Source organism: Mangrovibacter phragmitis, from assembly GCF_040429585.1.
Lineage (GTDB): Bacteria > Pseudomonadota > Gammaproteobacteria > Enterobacterales > Enterobacteriaceae > Mangrovibacter > Mangrovibacter phragmitis.
This window is the reverse complement of sequence record NZ_CP134782.1, coordinates 1395027-1414745: the sequence shown is the minus strand read 5'-3', so window position 1 is coordinate 1414745 and position 19719 is coordinate 1395027. Positions and strand designations below refer to the sequence as shown.

At 50.3% G+C, this 19719-nt stretch carries 17 protein-coding genes and 1 pseudogene; 8 read left to right on the top strand and 10 right to left on the bottom strand.

Translation table 11 applies throughout. The annotated features are described in order from the left end of the window. Position 1 precedes the first annotated feature (1 nt). From MPHASIOC01_RS06690 to MPHASIOC01_RS06675, 4 genes are all read right to left on the bottom strand, one after another. Complete coding sequence (locus MPHASIOC01_RS06690) at positions 2-802, bottom strand: undecaprenyl-diphosphate phosphatase (protein ID WP_353614242.1); 801 nt, start codon at positions 800-802, stop codon at positions 2-4. 64 nt (positions 803-866) lie between these two features. Beyond that, positions 867-3806, bottom strand: coding sequence for a Tn3 family transposase (locus MPHASIOC01_RS06685; RefSeq protein WP_353614241.1), 2940 nt, complete (start codon positions 3804-3806; stop codon positions 867-869). Positions 3807-3827: 21 nt separating this feature from the next. Beyond that, positions 3828-4118 carry a type II toxin-antitoxin system RelE/ParE family toxin gene (locus tag MPHASIOC01_RS06680; protein ID WP_353614240.1) on the bottom strand — a complete coding sequence of 97 codons (291 nt, stop codon included), beginning with the start codon at positions 4116-4118 and terminating at the stop codon, positions 3828-3830. Further along, positions 4106-4378 (bottom strand): CopG family ribbon-helix-helix protein, encoded by a 273-nt coding sequence (locus MPHASIOC01_RS06675; protein ID WP_353614239.1) that lies wholly within the window; start codon positions 4376-4378, stop codon positions 4106-4108. The genes MPHASIOC01_RS06680 and MPHASIOC01_RS06675 overlap by 13 nt, the downstream gene beginning before the upstream one ends. 684 nt (positions 4379-5062) lie before the next feature. Here MPHASIOC01_RS06675 and MPHASIOC01_RS06670 point away from each other — a divergent pair. Next, positions 5063-5623 carry a recombinase family protein gene (locus MPHASIOC01_RS06670; RefSeq protein ID WP_353614238.1) on the top strand — a complete coding sequence of 187 codons (561 nt, stop codon included), beginning with the start codon at positions 5063-5065 and terminating at the stop codon, positions 5621-5623. Positions 5624-5684: 61 nt separating this feature from the next. Here the strand turns inward: MPHASIOC01_RS06670 and MPHASIOC01_RS06665 are convergent, their stop codons facing one another. Next, positions 5685-6638 carry a 2-hydroxyacid dehydrogenase gene (locus tag MPHASIOC01_RS06665; protein WP_353614237.1) on the bottom strand — a complete coding sequence of 318 codons (954 nt, stop codon included), beginning with the start codon at positions 6636-6638 and terminating at the stop codon, positions 5685-5687. 214 nt (positions 6639-6852) lie between these two features. On the opposite strand from MPHASIOC01_RS06665, the gene MPHASIOC01_RS06660 reads away from it, so the two are divergent. The 3 genes from MPHASIOC01_RS06660 to MPHASIOC01_RS06650 are packed head-to-tail and all read left to right on the top strand — an operon-like array spanning position 6853 to position 9987. Next, on the top strand, positions 6853-9486 hold the full coding sequence (locus MPHASIOC01_RS06660; protein WP_353614236.1) for a YdbH family protein: 2634 nt from the start codon (positions 6853-6855) through the stop codon (positions 9484-9486). After that, positions 9483-9671, top strand: a complete 189-nt coding sequence (locus MPHASIOC01_RS06655; protein ID WP_064593822.1) for a YnbE family lipoprotein — start codon at positions 9483-9485, stop codon at positions 9669-9671. The genes MPHASIOC01_RS06660 and MPHASIOC01_RS06655 overlap by 4 nt, the downstream gene beginning before the upstream one ends. Before the next feature lie 19 nt (positions 9672-9690). Further along, positions 9691-9987: a YdbL family protein gene (locus MPHASIOC01_RS06650; protein ID WP_064593820.1), complete on the top strand. Its 297-nt coding sequence runs from the start codon at positions 9691-9693 to the stop codon at positions 9985-9987. Positions 9988-10086: 99 nt separating this feature from the next. Here MPHASIOC01_RS06650 and MPHASIOC01_RS06645 read toward each other — a convergent pair whose 3' ends face one another. After that, positions 10087-10686: an FMN-dependent NADH-azoreductase gene (locus MPHASIOC01_RS06645; protein WP_064593818.1), complete on the bottom strand. Its 600-nt coding sequence runs from the start codon at positions 10684-10686 to the stop codon at positions 10087-10089. A 199-nt stretch (positions 10687-10885) separates the two neighbouring features. Then, positions 10886-11163 (bottom strand): annotated as a pseudogene (locus MPHASIOC01_RS06640) (Tn3 family transposase); the annotation flags it as partial. A 287-nt stretch (positions 11164-11450) separates the two neighbouring features. Between MPHASIOC01_RS06640 and MPHASIOC01_RS06635 the strand changes: the two are divergent. After that, complete coding sequence (locus tag MPHASIOC01_RS06635) at positions 11451-11978, top strand: DUF2778 domain-containing protein (RefSeq protein ID WP_064593816.1); 528 nt, start codon at positions 11451-11453, stop codon at positions 11976-11978. Beyond that, complete coding sequence (locus tag MPHASIOC01_RS06630) at positions 11947-12204, top strand: hypothetical protein (RefSeq protein WP_064593814.1); 258 nt, start codon at positions 11947-11949, stop codon at positions 12202-12204. Before MPHASIOC01_RS06635 ends, MPHASIOC01_RS06630 begins: the two co-directional genes overlap by 32 nt. Before the next feature lie 35 nt (positions 12205-12239). Here MPHASIOC01_RS06630 and MPHASIOC01_RS06625 read toward each other — a convergent pair whose 3' ends face one another. Next, positions 12240-12725, bottom strand: a complete 486-nt coding sequence (locus MPHASIOC01_RS06625) for an Hcp family type VI secretion system effector (RefSeq protein ID WP_064593812.1) — start codon at positions 12723-12725, stop codon at positions 12240-12242. A gap of 216 nt (positions 12726-12941) precedes the next feature. Here MPHASIOC01_RS06625 and hrpA point away from each other — a divergent pair, with 216 nt between their 5' ends. Then, the gene (gene hrpA, locus MPHASIOC01_RS06620; RefSeq protein WP_064593810.1) at positions 12942-16835 is read left to right on the top strand and encodes an ATP-dependent RNA helicase HrpA; all 3894 of its coding nucleotides are present in this window, start codon (positions 12942-12944) and stop codon (positions 16833-16835) included. A 113-nt stretch (positions 16836-16948) separates the two neighbouring features. On the opposite strand, the gene MPHASIOC01_RS06615 is transcribed toward hrpA, so the two are convergent. Then, a complete protein-coding gene (locus MPHASIOC01_RS06615) occupies positions 16949-17608 on the bottom strand; it encodes an O-methyltransferase (RefSeq protein ID WP_064593808.1) in 660 nt (219 codons plus the stop codon). Positions 17609-17926: 318 nt separating this feature from the next. On the opposite strand from MPHASIOC01_RS06615, the gene MPHASIOC01_RS06610 reads away from it, so the two are divergent. Beyond that, entirely contained in the window at positions 17927-18739 is an 813-nt protein-coding gene (locus MPHASIOC01_RS06610; RefSeq protein ID WP_353614235.1) for a YdcF family protein, read from the top strand. Between the two features lie 2 nt (positions 18740-18741). Here the strand turns inward: MPHASIOC01_RS06610 and MPHASIOC01_RS06605 are convergent, their stop codons facing one another. Further along, complete coding sequence (locus MPHASIOC01_RS06605) at positions 18742-19653, bottom strand: alpha/beta hydrolase (protein WP_064593806.1); 912 nt, start codon at positions 19651-19653, stop codon at positions 18742-18744. Positions 19654-19719 lie beyond the last annotated feature (66 nt).

Below are 19719 nucleotides of genomic sequence, written 5' to 3'. Positions count from 1 at the left end.
CTTATCTCATTAAAACCCAGTAAATCAGGGCGGCCAGCCCCAAGCGGTAGACCACATAGGGCCACATCCCAAAGAGGTTGAGCCATTTCAAAAAAAAGTGGATGGCCGTCAGCGCCATGACGAAGGATGACAATCCCCCCACCAGGAACCCGGTCCAATCCACCGCAACATCACCAGTGGCCACTTCCAACAGCTTGGCAGAGGCCGCTAACGCGGTGATGGGCATGGCCAGCAGGAAGGAAAAGCGGGCCGCTGCCTCTCGGCTGAAGCCGAGCATTAACCCGGCAGTGATGGTAACACCCGAACGGGAAGTGCCGGGAATGAGTGAGAGCGCCTGAGCTATACCGACCAACAGGGCATCCCGCCAGGTCAGTGTGGTGATAGTCCGGCGCTGGTTGGGACGCCAATCCGCCCAGCCCAGCAACAAACCGAAAATCAGCGTGGTAAAGAAGATGATTCCGATAGAACGCAGTTGGGAGCCAATCAGATCCAGCAACAGTAAACCGGCCAATGCAGCCGGAACGGTGCCGATAACCAGGTAGCAGGCCATCAAGCCCTGTCCGGTAAAACTCCGCTGTAATAGTGAGGCAATTCCATCCTTGGTCAGGCTTGTGACATCACGGCGGAAATACAACACAACGGCCAGTAAGGTGCCCACATGCACCGCCAGGTCAAAAGCCACCCCTTGATCGGTCCAGCCAACCAGCACCGGGGCCAGAATCAGATGAGCGGAGCTGGAGATGGGTAAGAACTCGGTAATGCCCTGAAGGATGCCCAACCAGAAGGCCTGAACAACGTCCATTAAACCTCCCACGTCAATGTTTTGCAATGGCAGGGGGGATTGTGGAGCCAAAATTCGCTTTGTCTCATAGGGATTGCGTTTCCTCTTTTTTGATGAAATAAGTGCCGTTGGGCAGCACGTGTTTGTATGGCAACAGAGAGATGTGAGCCAGCGTTTCGTCATCCACGGTCCCGCCCTGGCTTTTCAGTTCGGCCACGATGTGGCTGATCCGGGAAGTGTTCCAGTACAGGATGGCATTGGATACCAGACTCAACGCGCTCGCCTTATTCATGATCTCCAGATAATCACCGGTGGTGAATTCCCCCTGGTTGGCAAAGAAGATCCAGCGCGGCAGGTTGTGCCGGTACTCGCCTTTGTTAAGCTGGAGCTGAACCGTTCGACGCAAATCCTTGTCGGTGATGTAGCGCAAGATGTATTCGGTCTTGATGATCCGGCCCAGGTTGGTGAAGGCTTTGGCCAACCGGTCCGAGGGAAAGCTGTTGGTCAGCCGTTCTACGATGACGTGTGCCGGTGCCGTACGCTCCTTTAGTGATGCAGCGACATGAATCATTTCATCCCACTGCTCCTCAACAATATCCAGATCCGCCGTCTTGTTTAGCAAGGGTGTGAATACGCCGTAATTGACGTTACGCTCCACCCGGTAGAGCTGCTGGTCCTTGAGATCGCGGATCCGGGGCATGAAGTAATACCCCAACAAGTAGCACAACGCGAAGATGATCTCGGTGTAGCCGTGGGTGTCGGTGGTATGTTCGCGGATCTTCAGGACGGTGTTGTTTTCCAAAAGTCCATCAAGGACGTAAAGCGCTTCTCTCGGATTGCAGGAAATAGCTTTGGTGCTGTACACGGAGTACTGATCGGACACATGGGTATAGATGCCGATCGCTTTCTCATAGTAGCCGTAGTATCGGGGATAATAGGCCGCCAACAGGCTGTCGGCCCGGATCCGGAAGCGCTGCGCATCGGAGGACGACACCTGGCCGGATCCGTGTATCTCGCTGAACGGTAGCTGGTGATGCTGATTCACAATCTCGGCGCTGGCAGCGGTGATAGTTTCCTCGCGCACGTAGAACTGCAAGACGTGGCGCAGCATATCCACGGTTACGTCGTCGACGCTCGCACTCATGGCCACCACACCCAGGTTGGTGGCTTGGGAAATCAGGGCGGAGATCAGCGTTTTGTAGAAGTTCTTCGGCCTGGAGTGGTGCTGCTGCAACGGGATAAAATGCCGGGTGAAATTCGTTTCCCTGTCCACCTCCATCAACAGTTCTTCAATGCGAATGGTGGGCATACTCGCATCGATGACTTTCTGGAGTTTCTTCACAGTCTCCGGGATTTCAGCCTTGTCGTCGCGCTTCAGCTTGAGATTGCCGTTCTTGATATCAGCAAACGTGTCCAGGCCAAAGCGCTTGTCCGCTTTGCCCACGCCCTGGTGAAATTGCAGAATCAATTGTGCTTTCACCTGGTCTTTGAACGGTTGCTGGAGGTCCGCGTAGGCCGCTTCGCGAGTGTCTTCCCAGCGGTTCGGGTTCAGCATCAAATCCCAGAAAGAGACGTGCTGTTTGCTCTTGGGCACAAACAGATCCCCGGAGCGCAAGGCGTCCTTCATGGCCATGGCCACACCCAGTTCCCAGGCGTTGCGCTGAATCTTGCCATTCTTGCCTTTCAGGCAACGCCGCAATTCCTTGGGAATAGAATAGGTCGGCACATCATCGGGAAGGTTCTTCAGTTTACCCGCATCGAGTTGGCGAATCAGTTGAATGGACTTCAGAAGTGGTTCGGTACCGGGCTTGGCCTGGAATGGCAGGTGCAGGAACTCCGGGAAATACTTCCGCAAGCTGGGATAGCGAGTCAGCAGCAGATCGCCATAGCCGCGCTCTTCCAACCGCTTGAAGATATGTAAATCATCCACGGAGTTCAGCAGTTTCTTTTCATCGATGCGTTGCCAAAGATCCACCTTGTTCAACGGCCTGTCATCCGGCCAGTCCAGGATCAAGTGGGTCGCATCCAGTACCGTATCAATGGCTTTCTTTTGGCGTTTCCGAAATTCTCGGTGCTTTCTTTCGTGAACCTGCTTGCTCTTGCGCAGCATGTCCAGGATGTACTGGTCGTGCATCTTCACCAGATGATCCAGCAACACCTTGCGCGTCTCCAGCAGGAAACACAGCATCAGGGAGTAGCGCTTGTTTTCCTTGAACCGTTTGATGTCCTTGGCGTTGTAGCGACGAGCCAGTTTGTAGAGGTAATCCATGAAGGCCGGATCCACGATTCGGGACTCAATGGCATCAATGCCGGTACCATCGAGGGATCGATAGCGCTCCAGGTAACTTTGAATCGAGGTGATGGTGGCCGACGGCGGGTATTCTTTCAGGAGGTAGAACAGTGATCGTTGATCGCCAGGCGCAGCAATCAACAACTCATCGATGGCCTGTCGGATTTCCGCCGATAGCTGCTGGTAGAGAGATTCAAACAAGCGCTCATGTACATCGGAACACACGCTGATAATCAAGCGTTCCATGACGCTTGGCCCTGGCAATATTACCTTGGCGCTCAAGAGATATTGCTCTGCACGCAGAAACAATTCGTCGGGCAAGTAGCCTTGCTCGGCCTGCTTGGAGAGCCACTTTCCCAGGCTGGCCTGCGCGGTATCGTCGTATTTGGTGAAGCCCAAATAAGTCAGGATGTTTTTGCGTTGCTCGGAAAACGTGGCATCCCGATCCGGAGTGTTGATGGTCAGTGATGGGGGTAATACAAGCTGGCTGTTCAGGTAACTCACAATGCGTGGTGACAGGTCGTTGACCTCCACCAGGAAACGGCCATACAGTCGCACGGCACAAAGTTGAGTGGCGATGAACAAGCGGGAGTTGGTGCGGTAGCGGTTGACTTCCTTCTTGTCGGCTTCCGATAGCGTCCAGTCCCTGGCCATTTCCTCATCGGAGAAGTCTTGAGGTAATGTCACCGGCTGGTAACGCTGCCGTTGGGTCAGGAACTTTTCATTGGCTGTCATTTGTCATTATTCAGTATTATCTTAGTAACCGGCTTCTCTCTGATGTCGCACCGCAAGAATCGTTGCAGTTTCTCCATCGAAGCGATACAAAGCTATATATCCACTGCCTCCGAAATCGATCAGCCATTCCCGAAACTCTGGCTCCATATCTGCAACAGGGCGACCTGCTTCCGGTTGAAGAGCCAGTATTTTCACGCCAGCCCGAATCACTTTGATTGCCCGTCTAGCCGCATCTTCATTGTTTAGCGCAAGGAAGCGATAGAGCCGATGTACATCAGCGAGGGCGGGCGGTGACCAGATCAGATGTGGCACTTAGGCAACTCCACATCGTCACCCGCTTCAAGCTTCTCCAGCCAAGCGTCAGCTTCTTCAAGCGTCAGATGCAGTCCGTCTTTCTGGTACGCTTCCCAGGCGCGTAATGCATCCTGTTTTAAAGATTCGCGCTTTTCCTCACGCTCAACATAATCACGGATCGCTTCGCGCATGATCCAGTGTGATGAACGATGCCTAGCTTCAGCCAGATGCTGGATTCGGTTCTTCAAGTCTTCATCAAGCTTTACTGATGTTGCCATTTTGTTACCTCGGTATTTAAAGGTAGTACTATCGAATACTATACCACAAAATCTTGTAGCCCATCAATAAAGTATCATACTGAGTCGGTCTGTATGGCCTTTGTTTTGGTTTGTTAATTTGAAGCTGGGAAATAAAGATTCATACTGGACTTAGGTAGCAGCTTATATTCGTTCTCAACTCAAATAATAAAGTTTCATACTAAACCTGAAATATTTACCACCTTAACGAAACAAAAGTGGTAAAAACCAAACAAACTGCCACTTTTACGAAACAAAACAGCGAAAAACTGACACAAATTACCAGTTTCGCAGAACAAGCAGCAAGAACTGGTAAAGTTTTACTACTACAAGTTGCCACTTAGCAGTATGAAACTTTATTGCTTAGGATGATACTTTATTATATGGGATGAAACTTTATTATCCGCATATAAATCTCTCGTCAACCAGTGAGTAAAGAAAACCCTCGTTTTATTAACCAACTCGCATAGTCCTGAAAGGCAACGGAGTTACAATGCAAACAAAGTAAATATACTCGGTTAATATTTCAATGTTAATATACCTCCTAGAGTTAAGAGTAATTTAACTTTTACGAGCGATGACCGGATAGCTGCGACAACTGCCAACGTTTTAGATCCGGTGGGAGCACCTAAAAATTTGTAAAGTTAGCTGGAGAGTGAGAAACACATGCTGGTTGGTTATGCGCGGGTCTCGACCGACGATCAGAACCTCAACTTACAACGGGATGCTCTCGACCAGGTCGGATGTGAGCAGATCTTCGAGGATCAGCTGAGCGGTGCCAAGGCAGAGCGTCCAGGGCTGCACCGGGCTTTGCAGTACGCGAGAGCCGGTGACACCCTAGTGGTTTGGCGAATGGATCGACTGAGCCGGTCACTCAAAGACTTGATCGAGATGGTGACATTGCTGGAATCCAAGGGAATCGGATTGAAGAGCCTCCAGGAAGCCATCGACACGTCTTCCAGCTCAGGCAAGCTGATCTTCCATATCTTCGGGGCGCTGGCCGAGTTTGAACGCACCCTTATCCGTGAACGTACTCAGGCGGGCCTCCAGGCTGCGCGAGCGCGTGGCCGCAAAGGTGGCAGGCCTAAGGCACTCAATAAGGACAAACAGGCACTGGCCGTAAAGCTTTACGACGAGAAGAAACACACGGTAAATCAGATCTGCGAAATGATGGGGATCTCAAAGCCCACGCTCTACAAGTACATTGAGGCGGCCAAAGGCAGGTGAATTTCGTGCAGGCATTTACGGTTTGGGTTGGCTCTGCGAGGGCGAAACCGTAAATTTCTGTTCAAATGCCCCCGCTACTCCAGGTTGTTTCCGCAATGCTGATTAATGCTTCAGCGGTCAAAAACGCCTGGTGCCCGGTGAACAAAACATTGTGACAGGCGGAAAGACGGCGGAAGACATCATCCTGGATAACATCATTGGATTTATCTTCAAAGAACAGATCGCGTTCATTCTCATAAACATCCATGCCCAGCGCGCCAATTTTCTGAGTCTTCAGTGCATCGATCGCAGCTTGAGAGTCAATTAACCCACCACGGCTGGTGTTAATTATCATCACACCATCTTTCATTTGGTCGAAAGCACTGTGGTTTAATAAATGGTAGTTTTCAGGCGTGAGTGGGCAATGCAGTGAAATCACATCGGACTGGGAATACAGTGTTTGCAAATCCACGTATTCCACTCCCATATCCAGTGCCGCCGCATTAGGGTAAGGGTCAAACGCCAGCAAACGCATACCAAAGCCTTTCAAAATACGCAGCATCGCAACGCCGATTTTCCCGGTACCAATCACTCCCGCTGTTTTGCCAAACAAAGTGGTACCGGTGAGCCCTTCCAGAGAGAAATTGGCATCGCGGGTACGCTGATACGCACGGTGGATACGGCGATTAAGGCTCATCATCAGGCCAATGGCATGCTCAGCAACAGCTTCCGGCGAATAAGCCGGCACACGTACAACAGCAAGGCCCAGCTCTTTTGCGGCATCAAGGTCAACATTATTAAAGCCTGCACAACGCAAGGCGATAAATTTGACACCCAGACTTTTCAGCTCTTCCAAAACCGGGCGGCTGCCATCATCATTAACGAAGATGCACACACCATCACACCCAACTGCGGTTTTTGCTGTTTTTTCGGTCAGGAGAAAATCATAGAATTCCAGCCCGAAGCCGAAATCCTTGTTCACATGCTCTATGTATTTTTTGTCATACTGTTTGGTACTGTAGACCGCAAGTTTCATAGGGTTTCTCCAATCGAAGTTTATATAAATTCTGTCATCATTTAATAAGTTAAACAAATAGTTAAAAATGGTTTAATTCAGAAGTTTCCATATTAAGACTGGTCAATAAGCCACAGGTCTGCAAGAGGGTTTAATGCACAACCCAATCATGTAAAAATAACATTTGCACCGACTGGCGACTGACTAACCTGGCGAAGAAGGACGGCAGCTACCCATGAAGGGTTCCTATAAGATAATTATTACACTGGCTTTGTTGGTTGCCTTGCTGCCATTTGTGCTGTTTGCGAGCGTACAAATGTGGCTCCCTGCGCTTGCCCGTTTGTGGTTACCAGCAGGTATACACCTGGTTTTAACCGCTGAACCGAAAATCACGTTACGCCAGCTAACCTTGCCCGGGCTCCAGCTTAAAGTGGAAGGTTGTACCCTGGTTGATGTCAGCCAGTTACAACTTTCACACCCCCAATACTGGCGGCTTTCAGCCAGCACTTTGACGGTTGATCCCCAGTGTGCCGCCAGTTTACCCGTGCAACCAGATAGTGCATCATCACAAACACTAACCCAGATACAACAACTGTTGCCCAAAGGTGATCTGTGGATAGAACATGTCAAAGTCGTGCCCTGGCAGCAGTACGGTGGGCAGGTACACCTTTCTGTTTCTTCAGAGCGGCAACTGTTGTCATGGCAGGGCGACAAACTCAAATTACATGCCCGTCTTGCGGGGCAGTCGTTAACTATCAGTGATATGGCGGTAGTTGTTCCCGGCCAGGACAAGCCGGTGACTTTACAGGGCGCTGTTTCACTTAATCTGGTGCCAACTGGTTTGCCGGAACAAGGGAAATTGTATGCGCACATTGTTGTGCCGGACTTGTCTGCACCTGTGCTGGCCGAATTTAACTGGCAGGGAAACCAGGGGGAAATACGGGCATCAGTGCCGGATAAACAACAGTTGCTGGTACTGCCGTGGAAAGTGACACCTCAACAAATACGCATTGAAGAGGGCCGGTGGCAGTGGAGTGAAGGTAACCGTGAGGCAAAAGGCCAGGTCAATCTCACTATAGACAACTGGTCTGGCGGCCCTGAGCAGGCGGTGGTATCCGGGCGCCTTAATGCCCTGACGCAGGGTGATGCCGGGAAAGGTAATCTGGTGATGACTTTGGGCCCCGGTAAACTTAGCCTGGTTGACAGTGCACTACCCGCACGCCTCACAGGCGAAATAAAACAAGACAATATGATTTTCTATGTGGGCCTGCCAGTTATACTGAGTGGCCCATTACAATCATCTGTTTTGCATTTCTTGCCCGGTGCGCTGCTGCGCTCCCATGGGCGGCTGGTGGATTCCCTGGATATTGACGATGTGCGCCTGCCGCTTGCTGGCGTAAAACTTACCCGCCATGGTGTTGCTGGCAGGTTACAGGCTATTCTTAAGGCCCATGAAAACCAGTTGGGTGCATTTGTGATTCACCTTGATGGTGTGGCGGAAAATTTTCTGCCTGACAACGGTCGCTGGCGCTGGCGTTACTGGGGAAAAGGGGTGTTTAACCCCATGCAGGCGCACTGGGATGTGCAGGGCGAAGGTGAATGGCATGACAGCCTGATTACACTTAACACTCTTTCAACAGGATTCGACCAGTTACGCTATGGCAGTATGCTGGTATCCAAACCCCGGCTTACACTCCGTGAGCCCCTGAGCTGGCAACGTAACCCACAACGACCAGACTTTACTGGAAAACTGGCACTCGAAACGGGGAGAACGTCTTTTAGTAATGGAAGCTATCTTGACCCGGCAAGTTTCACCTTCCAGCTCACAGGGCGGAATCCTGATGCCTTTAATCTGCGAGGTGAACTGGTAGCAGGAAAGCTGGGGCCAGTTACTGTTTATTCTCGCTGGGATGGTACGCGTTTGCGTGGTAAAGCCTGGTGGCCAGTACAGGGATTGTCTCATTTCCAGTCACTTATTCCCCCCGACATAAAGTTACACCTTACTCATGGTGAACTGGCCGCTCAGGTGGCGTTTTCTGCTGCTGCCGTTCAGGGTTTTGAAGCCGGTGGGCATGGTGTTATTCGCAAAGGCGCAGCCCAACTGCCTGATAACGAAATCAGCAATGTTAACTTCACATTACCTTTTCGTTTTTCGCAAGGGGTATGGCACCTGGGCACCCGTGGCCCGGTGCGTTTGCGGATTGGCAAGGTCAGCAGCCAGGTTACCGCAACAAACTTAAATGCGGATTTACAGGGCTGGGTTCCATGGAGTGACAGCCATCCGCTGCAATTGAGCAATGTCAGTATGGAAATACTCGACGGTAAAATTGAGATGCGCCAGTTACGCCTGCCGCAACATGATGCTGCTTTGTTGCGCCTTGATAATCTGTCTTCCAGTGAACTTCTCACTGCGGTGCATGCCAAACAGTTAGCAGTATCGGGGAGAATCAGCGGTGGGTTACCGTTATGGCTGAATAACCCTCAGTGGATTGTTAAAGATGGCTGGCTGACGAACCCCGGACCACTGACTTTCCGGCTCGATAAAGATATGGCCGATGCCATTGTTCGTGACAACGTAACGGCTGGCTCTGCGATAAACTGGCTGCGCTACATGGAAATTAACCATTCATGGAGCAATATCAACGTCGATAACCTGGGTGTACTGCGGTTATCGACTCAGGTTCAGGGTACCAGCTATAGTGAAGGTAAATCAGCGAAAGTTAACCTGAATTACCACCATGAAGAGAATATTTTTACGCTGTGGCGTAGTTTGCGTTTTGCTGACAACCTTGAGTCATGGCTGGAGCAAAATGCACAATTGACTGAACAGCGCTGCACAGGCAGCCGTCAATGTAAGGAGAAACAATGAATCAACAGGCTTTCTGGTTGCCTGTTCTGGCAGTGATGCTGGCTGGCTGTACCCCAAGAATTGAACTGGCGGCCCCGCAGGCGCCAATTACTATCAACATGAACGTGAAAATTGAACATGAGATCCATATCAAAGTGGACAAGGACGTGGAAACACTTCTTAAAAACCGCAGCGACCTGTTTTAAGCGAGCCTTACCGGGGTTGATGCTGTTAATGTTGAGCACACCGGTGATGGCACTGACACTGCAACAGGCACGCGAACAAGGTAAAGTGGGCGAAACCTTTAGTGGGTACATTGCTGCGCGCAGCAATGACAGTGAAACAGCTGCGCTGGTAGCAAAAATTAACCAGGCACGGGCAGAGAGCTACCGGCAGTTGGCTGCGCAAAACAATGTCCCGCAGGAGGATGTTGCCCGCCTGGCTGGCAGCAAACTGGTTGAACGGGCTAAATCGGGTGAGTATGTGCGGGGCGTAAATGGCCTGTGGGTACAAAAGCACTGATACATAACAGGCCTGAAGCCATGCAGAGAAGATAAAAAAGGGAAAAGAAGTCTTTTCCCTTTAAGCAGTTATGAATCTTATTTATGAACGGTATAAATATTACACCAGGGCATCAATTGCGGCTTTCGCTTCAGCCTGAGCTTTAGCCAGAACTTCCGGGCCGTAACCCACACCTTCTTCGTAAATAAAATCAACTTCAGTAATGCCAATAAACCCGAGGAACAATTTCAGATAAGGGGTGATAAGGTCGCTCGGGGAATCTTTGTGGATACCGCCACGCGTAGTCACGACAATTGCGCGTTTACCCGTCAGTAAGCCTTCCGGGCCGTTTTCGGTATAGCGGAAAGTCACACCCGCACGAGCAATAAAATCGATGTAGTTTTTGAGCTGAGTGGTGATGTTGAAGTTATACATCGGTGCCGCAATAACAATTACATCATGCGCTTTAAGTTCGTTGATAAGCGTATCAGACAGGTTCAGGGCATCCTGCTGGCGCGGCGTGAGAGGAGCTTCGCTGGGGCGTAACGCGCTGACTAACTCACCATCAAGTACCGGAACCGTATCAGCCGCGAGGTCGCGCACTGTAATGGTATCGGCACTGTGTTTTTCCTGCCATTGTGTGGTCAGGTGGTCAATCAACAGGTTGGATTGGGAAAAACCTGCCAGAATACTATTCTTCAAAACAAGCACTTTGCTCATTCATACTTCCTTTTTGATACGAGTGGGCGCGAAAACGCGCAGAATCGCTTCACTCTATTTACAAATGGCAGACAGTGATAGTGCAATTAATCGAACTGTATGTTCGAATTTTTTGAACAAGGCGTATTGCCGCTGAATGTGTTACCCTGAAGGCAAGCTTGTTATTAGGCCCTGAGGTTCAAGCGTGTAAAAAACCACGCTAAGCAGATAATTCATTGTTTAAATGTAATGACCTCAGTTCTCCCTTTAAAATATCTTCCGGCAGAGTAAACGTATAGTGCCCCAGCATGTAGATATGACCGTGCATCAGTGGCGAAAGCCAGGCAATATGCTTATCTTCTGGCGTTTCGCCTGTTGAGCGAAGGTGTGAAAGCGCCTCCCGCATATTAAAGAGAATTCCACAGTACTCCCGCGTTAGTGACCAGGCCCCGAGCGCACCCAACTGTCTTCCTGCCCTTCACGGTAGCGCTTCTGTAAAAGACGGGCCGCTGCAATGGCGTCTGGTGTGAAGTTCGGCAGAAAACCACATAGCTCCACAGTATCAGCCCTCGCACTCATCCGGTAGGGGCTGTCATTTAAAATAGTGGCAGAGAAAACGGGCATATCCCGCGCCACGTATTTCCGTTTGAAAAAGCGTTCTGATTGAACCTGTAACTTTGCAGCCAGTTCCTGCTATGTTTAGCTAAACCACATAAAAATTAAGACTAATGCGTGCTAAAATCGCTTTATCGTTTATGGAGTTAACGAGAAGGAACTAATTATTTATGGCTCTGCAAGGAAAATTCGTTGTGAACGATGCCGATTTTAGTCCACTAATGTTCTATGGTGTTGGCACATTTCTGGCCTATTCTGGAAATGATCAATATCGTAACCGTGCTGGATGTGTTGGCGTACCAGATAATGGACCAATCCCTGGTGGTCGTTACTATATAGTTAAGAGACCAACCGGTGGTTGGAAGGGCGTAATTCGTACTGATCTTCATGATTTTTATTCCTGGCCCACTTCGACGCCAGTGATTAAATATGAGTGGTTTGCTTTATATCGTGATGATGGAAAAATTGATGACCATACATGGGTAAATGGCGTCGAAAGAGGTAATTTTCGTTTACATCCGCCCGGCCCATTAGGAATATCTCTCGGTTGTATTACGCTGCAACACAGAACTGACTTCCTGGCGATACGCCAGGCATTGCTTTCAACGCAGCAAGTGAAACTGGTCAACGGTCTAATGTCCTACGGCACAATTGAGGTAATTCTAAATGGCAGCGCGACGTGTCCCGGCGGGGATTAGAATCTTTACAGGTTTAGCAATTTTTGTTCTGACGTTCCTTCTCATGCGGCCATCTGATCCTGCAACTCAAGGCCAGATCGATTTCTGGAAAAAAGCTGCTGGTTTATTAGGAGAACGTGATGTAGAAGGTTTTGTTGGTATTGCGTTGCTTGTAGTATGCACTATTGTTACTACAGTAGGCTATCAAGTTGCAGTTCGCCTAATCGAAAAAATGTTGAACAAATAACGATAAACTAAACCGGGCTACGCCCGGTAAGTTCTTTAGGCGCGGTCTTCCCAACTGTCAGAGAACAGAATGTTCCCGTCGCAATATTTCCAGGTGATCTTTTCATACATGAAAGATACCGACTCCATGTGGTTTATCGCTGACATTCCTGCCATTTTAGCATTTGGCATACCAGGATTAACTGACACTACTTTTACGCCTTCCAGTAGCATATTGAAATATTCTTCTTCCTGACCAGCATGATTAATTCGATACCATTTGAATTCAGCTGATTTGAGTGTCTGCCCCTTTGATACAGCTTTATAAAGGTAGGGGCTTGATGAATCGAATTCTTTTTCAAAGGAGATTGGGGCGTGGGAGCGTTTGCCGGTAATTTTACCCGTAGCTGTATCAACCGGAAGGTTCACCCCGTGTGAAAAACCGAGTATTTCAATGCTTCCCTCACGGTCCTGTAGATCAACGGTACCACGAATGTCGGCACCACCATCATCTTTGAGCCAAAGATAAGCGGGAATTGGCATAAATTTTTCCTTTAACTAATCCATGTAAGACATTGTTAATTATAGGGTATTAAACGGTTTGAGTGAAGAGTTTGTATTCAAAAGTATTTTTGAGGTTTTTTAAGAGATATATAATTACAATTACTTATGTTCTTAGCGTGTTTTTTTACACAATTGGCCCTCAAACCCCTTATTAGGCCCGGCAAACCTGCAACGGGCCGCGTCGATACAGAATATATGGACAATAAAACTATAACTTTGAATGCGTTATATGCGCAGCTCGATAACTTACTACTGCGCGACCGCCAGGCGTTCTCTCGCCGTTTGCATGGGGTTAAAAAGACCCGTCCGGAATCCCGCGAAGCCATTCTGACCACGCTCGCTGAAGAGATGAATCAGGCTCAGGAGCGTGTTTTACAACGTCTGGCAAACCGCCCGGTGATAACCTACCCGGAAGACCTGCCAGTCAGCCAAAAGAAAGCGGCTATTTTTGAAGCCGTGCGCGATAACCAGGTGGTCATCGTGGCCGGGGAAACTGGTTCCGGGAAGACAACCCAGTTACCGAAGATCTGTATGGAGTTAGGCCGGGGTGTGAAAGGCCTGATTGGTCATACTCAGCCACGGCGCCTGGCAGCACGCACCGTCGCCAACCGTATTGCCGAAGAACTCAACACTGAACCCGGTGGGTGCGTTGGGTACAAAGTGCGCTTTACAGACCAGGTGAGCGAACAGACGCATGTCAAACTGATGACTGACGGTATTCTGCTGGCAGAGATTCAGCAAGACCGTATGCTGATGCAGTACGACACATTAATTATTGATGAAGCCCACGAACGCAGCCTGAACATCGATTTCTTGTTGGGTTATTTAAAAGAGTTACTGCCTCGCCGCCCGGACTTAAAAGTTATTATCACTTCGGCAACCATTGACCCGGAACGCTTTTCCCGCCATTTCAATAATGCGCCCATTATTGAGGTTTCCGGGCGAACGTACCCGGTCGAAGTGCGTTACCGCCCGATTGTGGATACAGAAGACGATACCGAACGCGACCAGTTGCAGGCAATTTTTGATGCGGTGGATGAACTGAGCCATGAGAGCCCGGGTGACATCCTGATTTTTATGAGCGGTGAACGGGAAATCCGCGATACTGCAGACGGTCTCAATAAACTGGACTTGCCGCACACAGAAGTACTGCCGTTGTATGCCCGTTTGTCAAACAACGAACAAAACCGGGTATTTCAGTCTCATACCGGGCGGCGCATAGTGCTGGCAACCAACGTGGCAGAAACGTCACTGACTGTGCCAGGCATTAAATATGTGATTGATCCGGGTACTGCCCGTATCAGCCGCTACAGTTACCGAACCAAAGTTCAGCGCCTGCCAATTGAACCCATCTCTCAGGCTTCAGCTAACCAGCGTAAAGGCCGTTGTGGGCGCGTTTCTGAAGGGATCTGTATCCGTCTTTACAGTGAAGACGATTTTCTCTCGCGCCCTGAATTTACCGACCCGGAAATTCTGCGCACCAATCTTGCCTCAGTCATTTTGCAGATGACTTCTCTGGGGCTTGGAGACATTGCAGCCTTTCCCTTTGTTGAGGCACCGGACAAACGTAACATTCAGGACGGCGTGCGTTTACTGGAAGAACTCAGCGCTATTACTCACAATAAGCAAGGCGATGGCTGGCAGCTGACGGCTGAAGGCCGCCAACTTGCACAGTTGCCTGTCGATCCGCGTCTGGCGCGTATGGTTCTGGAAGGGGCGAAGCAAGGCTGTGTGCGCGAAATGATGATAATCACTTCGGCCCTGTCTATTCAGGATCCCCGCGAACGCCCGGTGGAGAAACAGCAGGCGGCAGATGAAAAACATCGCCGTTTTCAGGATAAAGAGTCGGATTTTATGGCCTGGGTAAATCTGTGGAATTACCTGGGCGAGCAGCAACGGGCACTTTCATCCAGCCAGTTCCGCCGCCTGTGCCGCGCTGAATACCTCAATTACCTGCGGGTAAGAGAGTGGCAGGATATCTATACCCAGTTACGCCAGGTCGTTAAAACTTTCCGCTTACCGGTCAACAGCGAACCTGGCGATTACCGCGCCATACATACCGCTTTACTCACAGGACTGTTGTCCCACCTTGGCATGAAGGATGCCGAAAAGCAGGAGTTTACTGGCGCACGTAACGCCCGCTTTGCTATTTTCCCTGGCTCAGGGTTATTTAAAAAACCGCCGCGCTGGGTCATGGTGGCCGAACTGGTTGAAACCAGCCGCTTATGGGGCAGAATTGCGGCAAAAATTGAGCCAGAGTGGGTAGAACCACTGGCGCAGCATCTGATTAAACGCAGCTGGAGTGAACCACACTGGTCACGGGCGCAAGGTGCCGTTATGGCAACAGAAAAAGTCACTCTGTTTGGCTTACCTATTGTTGCTGCCCGGCAGGTTAATTACAGCCAGATTGACCCGGTCTTATGCCGCGAGTTGTTTATCCGCCACGCGTTAGTGGAAGGCGACTGGCAAACCAGGCACAGTTTCTTCCGTGAAAACCAGAAACTGCGGGCCGAGGTGGAAGAACTGGAGCATAAATCCCGCCGCCGTGACATCCTGGTAGACGACGACACACTGTTTGATTTCTACGACCAGCGTATCAGCCACGAAGCTATCTCTGCACGCCACTTTGACACCTGGTGGAAACAAGCCAGCAAAGCATCACCGGATTTGCTCAGCTTCGAAAAAGGGATGCTGATAAAAGAGGGGGCCGGCCAGGTCAGCAAGCTTGATTACCCGAACTTCTGGCATCAGGGGGCACTTAAACTGCGCCTGAGTTACCAGTTTGAACCAGGTAATGATGCCGATGGTGTGACAGTGCATATCCCGTTACCACTGCTTAACCAGGTTTCGCCAGCCGGGTTCGAGTGGCAAATTCCCGGGTTGCGGCGTGAACTGGTCATTGCATTGATTAAATCCTTGCCTAAGCCAGTGCGCCGTCATTTTGTTCCTGCACCAAACTATGCCGAGGCATTTCTGGGCCGGACAGATGGCCAACAACCGTTACTCGACAGCCTGGAGCGTGAATTACGCAAAATGACTGGTGTCACTGTTGACCGCGAATCCTGGCACTGGGAACAGGTGCCCGATCACCTGAAAATGACTTTTCGCGTGGTTGATGAAAAAAACCAGAAACTGCGTGAAGGCCGGGATTTAGAAGCACTTAAAGAAAGCCTGAAAGCAAAAGTGCAGGAAACGCTGTCCGCGGTTGCCGATGATGGTATTGAACAAAGTGGTCTGCATGTCTGGAGCTTTGGCGCTTTACCTGAAAGTTATGAGCAAAAACGCGGTAACTACCGGGTAAAAGCATGGCCGGCACTGGTGGATGACAAAGACAGCGTCGCTATCCGTTTGTTTGATAACCCTCATGAACAACAACAGGCTATGCGCACTGGGCTCAGGCGTTTGCTGCTGCTCAACATTCCATCGCCCATTAAATACCTGCATGAAAAATTGCCCAATAAAGCCAAACTTGGTCTCTATTTTAACCCCTATGGTAAGGTGCTGGATTTAATCGATGACTGTATTGCCTGTGGTGTTGACAAGCTGGTTGCCGATGCCGGAGGGCCCGTTTGGGATGAAGCGGGGTTCCAGGCGCTGCATGAAAAAGTGCGTGCGGAGTTGAATGACCAGGTCGTGGATATCGCAAGCCAGGTAGAGCAGATTCTGTCGGCCGTTTTCGCTATTAACAAGCGCCTGAAAGGGCGAGTGGACATGACCATGGCATTGGCTCTGTCCGACGTGAAATCACAGCTGTCCGGGCTGGTTTACCGGGGTTTTGTTACACAAAACGGCTATAACCGACTGGGCGATACACTGCGCTATTTACAGGCCATCGACAAGCGCCTTGAAAAGCTGGCTGTGGATCCGCATCGCGACCGGGCGCAAATGCTGAAAGTGGACCAGGTTCAGCAAGCGTGGGTGAAATGGCTCAACAAATTGCCCGCCAACCGCCGGGAAGACGAAGATGTGCTGGCAATTCGCTGGATGATTGAAGAGTTACGGGTGAGTTATTTTGCCCAGCAACTCGGTACACCTTTTCCAGTCTCCGATAAACGTATTATTCAGGCGATGGATGCCATAACGGAATAACCAGGCTCCTGGCGTCTGGCTACTCTGATATCTAACTACTTTGGTATCTAATACACAGATGCCTCACTACAGGGCTACTGAACGTTTCAGTAGCCCTGCAATACTCAGCCTGCTTACTCGTTAACCCGCGCCAGCATAAAACCATCCCATCCCTTGATTCCTGTGGTTTGCAGCGCAGTGGCGGTTAATCTTCCCGATTGCCCTGCATCCTGTAAAAATGCCTGTATACCCTGTACATGGGGATCGGGGTGTTGCGCATCGGTAATTGCGCCGTTGCGCACCACATTGTCGCCAAAAATCAGTGTGCCAGGGCGCGACAGGCGCAGTGCCCAGTCTAAGTAGGCCGGGTTGTTGCGTTTGTCTGCATCTATAAAAATAAAATCAAATGGCGGTTGCTGCACAAGCCCCGGTAGTGATTTCAGCGCAGGGCCAATGATTATTTCTGCTTTGCCAGTAACACCTGCTAAATCAATATTCTGTTGCGCAATGCGCCCATGGTGCGGGTCAAATTCGAGGCTGACAATTTTACCACCTTCAGGTAATGCTCTTGCCATCCAGATAGCACTGTAGCCACCCAGTGTGCCGATTTCCAGGATGCGTTGTGCACCAGAAATGGTAATCAGCATCGCCAGAAACTGTCCCTGAGTAGGGGAAACGTCAATGGCAGGCAAGCCTGCCTGTTGGTTATTTTTCAACACTCGTTCCAGTATCTCATCTTGCGGCAGCAACGCTGACATTAACCAGTTATCTACAGCCGACCACTGTTCTTGCATTGTTCACCTCGCAGGTATTAACCCAACAAAAATTCAACAACTACTATACATAAAAATAATGAATAGCGGTGACACCGTGATTACTGTTCACACTTCACCCCAGAACTGCCAGGCAACTGCCCATCACCATGCATACTGATTCTGCAACCAGCGACAATGCTCCGGCATCAACAATACCAGGCGACCCTGGAATGTTTCTGGCCTTTTTACTCGTTAAAAGAATAAGATGGCAAAAGCATGGTCGTGAGGTGGCGTGATCGGTTCAACCGAATAATTCACTTGCCTCATTACCGGAACAAACAGCGCAGGAGAGAACCATTGGAAACATCCTCAGACAGTGCTATGCCAGTACATGGCAAAAGCGACAATATGCTTGAAGACCTTAATCTGGTTAGTGACTGGCTTGCCCAACGTGATACTGATATTGATACAGCACGCTCTTCAATAGTTGTACTGGCTGGCAATGCTGTATTGCCAGTTATTGAACATGCTTTTCATCAGGCCCGTGAATTACAGGCACTCTTGCTGATAACCGGTGGTATCGGCCATTCTACGGGGTGGTTATATCAGGCGGTACAGCAAAGCGTTCGTTACCAGCACATTCATACTGGTGGGCGTACAGAAGCATCAGTGATTGGTGAAATGGCCGCCACCGTTGCTGGTCTGGCGCCCGAGCAAATATTACTCGAATGCGAGGCGACGAACTGCGGTGAAAATGTTGATTTTTCATGGCGTTTAATGCAATTGCGCGGGCTGGAGCCAGAGCAACTGGTTGTCGTTCAGGACCCCACCATGCAGCGGCGCACAATGGCAACGTTTGCCCGCCTGCAAAACCAGGTTTCCATCCTGCCAGACTGCGTGTCATCTCCGGGGTTTGTACCCAGGTTAACCAGCCATGGCGAAGATATAGTATTTGAAAATGAAGAAACAGGCTTATGGCCGGTTAACCGTTTTATCGAACTGGTGATGGGGGAACTGCCTCGTTTGTACGATGACAACAATGGCTATGGCCCCGCAGGGAAAGGCTTTATTGCCCATGTGCCACTACCGGAAGAGATCAGGCTGGCATGGCGACGTTTATCTGCCTGTGAGCCTCTGCGTGGTATGCTTGCTGCGCGCAAACTTGCATAACGCTACTGACATTGCGCCTCAATCCAGTTCATCAGCAATTCAGGCCAGCTTCGGGCAGGTAAATCAAGACAGCCGCGAAGACCAAAACCATGCTGCCCTTGTTGAAAAATATGCATTTCAGCAGGAACCTTGTGAGCAAGTAATGCCTGAAACATTAACAAACTGTTTGCGACAGGCACCGACGGATCATCGGCAGCATGCGCAAGAAATACCGGGGGCATATCATCACGGACCTGTAATTCCAGTGAATGGTGTTGTCGCCAGTGTGGCTCAGGGGTTGCGCCCAGTAACGCACGGGCTGAACCGGGGTGAGTTAACGCTGCATCCATCGTGATAACCGGGTACATCAGCGCGGCGAAATCCGGGCGGGCACTGAGGTGGTCGGCTTCTTCCGTTGCCGCGTAAGCCGGGTAGTCAAAGTGTGTTGCAAGGCTACCGGCAAGGTGCCCCCCGGCAGAAAAACCCAGAACACCAATACGCTGTGTATTCAATCCCCATTCTTGGGCACGGGCGCGCATAACCCGGATGGCGCGTTGAACATCTGCAAGGGGGGCCAGGCTGGCTTCACTGTGGCCGCCATCGGGCATGCGGTAGGTCATGACAAACAGCGAATACCCTTGTGCAGTGAAACGTGTGGCAAGGTCGCTACCTTCTTTATCAATAACGACGCGGTTATAACCGCCGCCAGGGATCACCAAAAGGGCAATCCCATTAGATACTTCTGGCCGCCAGATACTGATAAACGGAGCTTTTATTCCACTGGCTGCACGGTCAGGCAACCAGGCCAGTTCACTACGTTCCGTAAGAACATAGTGAGCCGGACTGGTATGTGCGCCAGGTGCTTCACCCGCAGACCAAATGGTAAATGTTTCATCAGGCTCCTTGCGTGGTATGGTGTGGTAATCAGGGTTCATAAGTATCCTTCTTAAAACAGAACGGGTTCACTCAACAGGTAAACAACAAACAGCTTACCACTAACC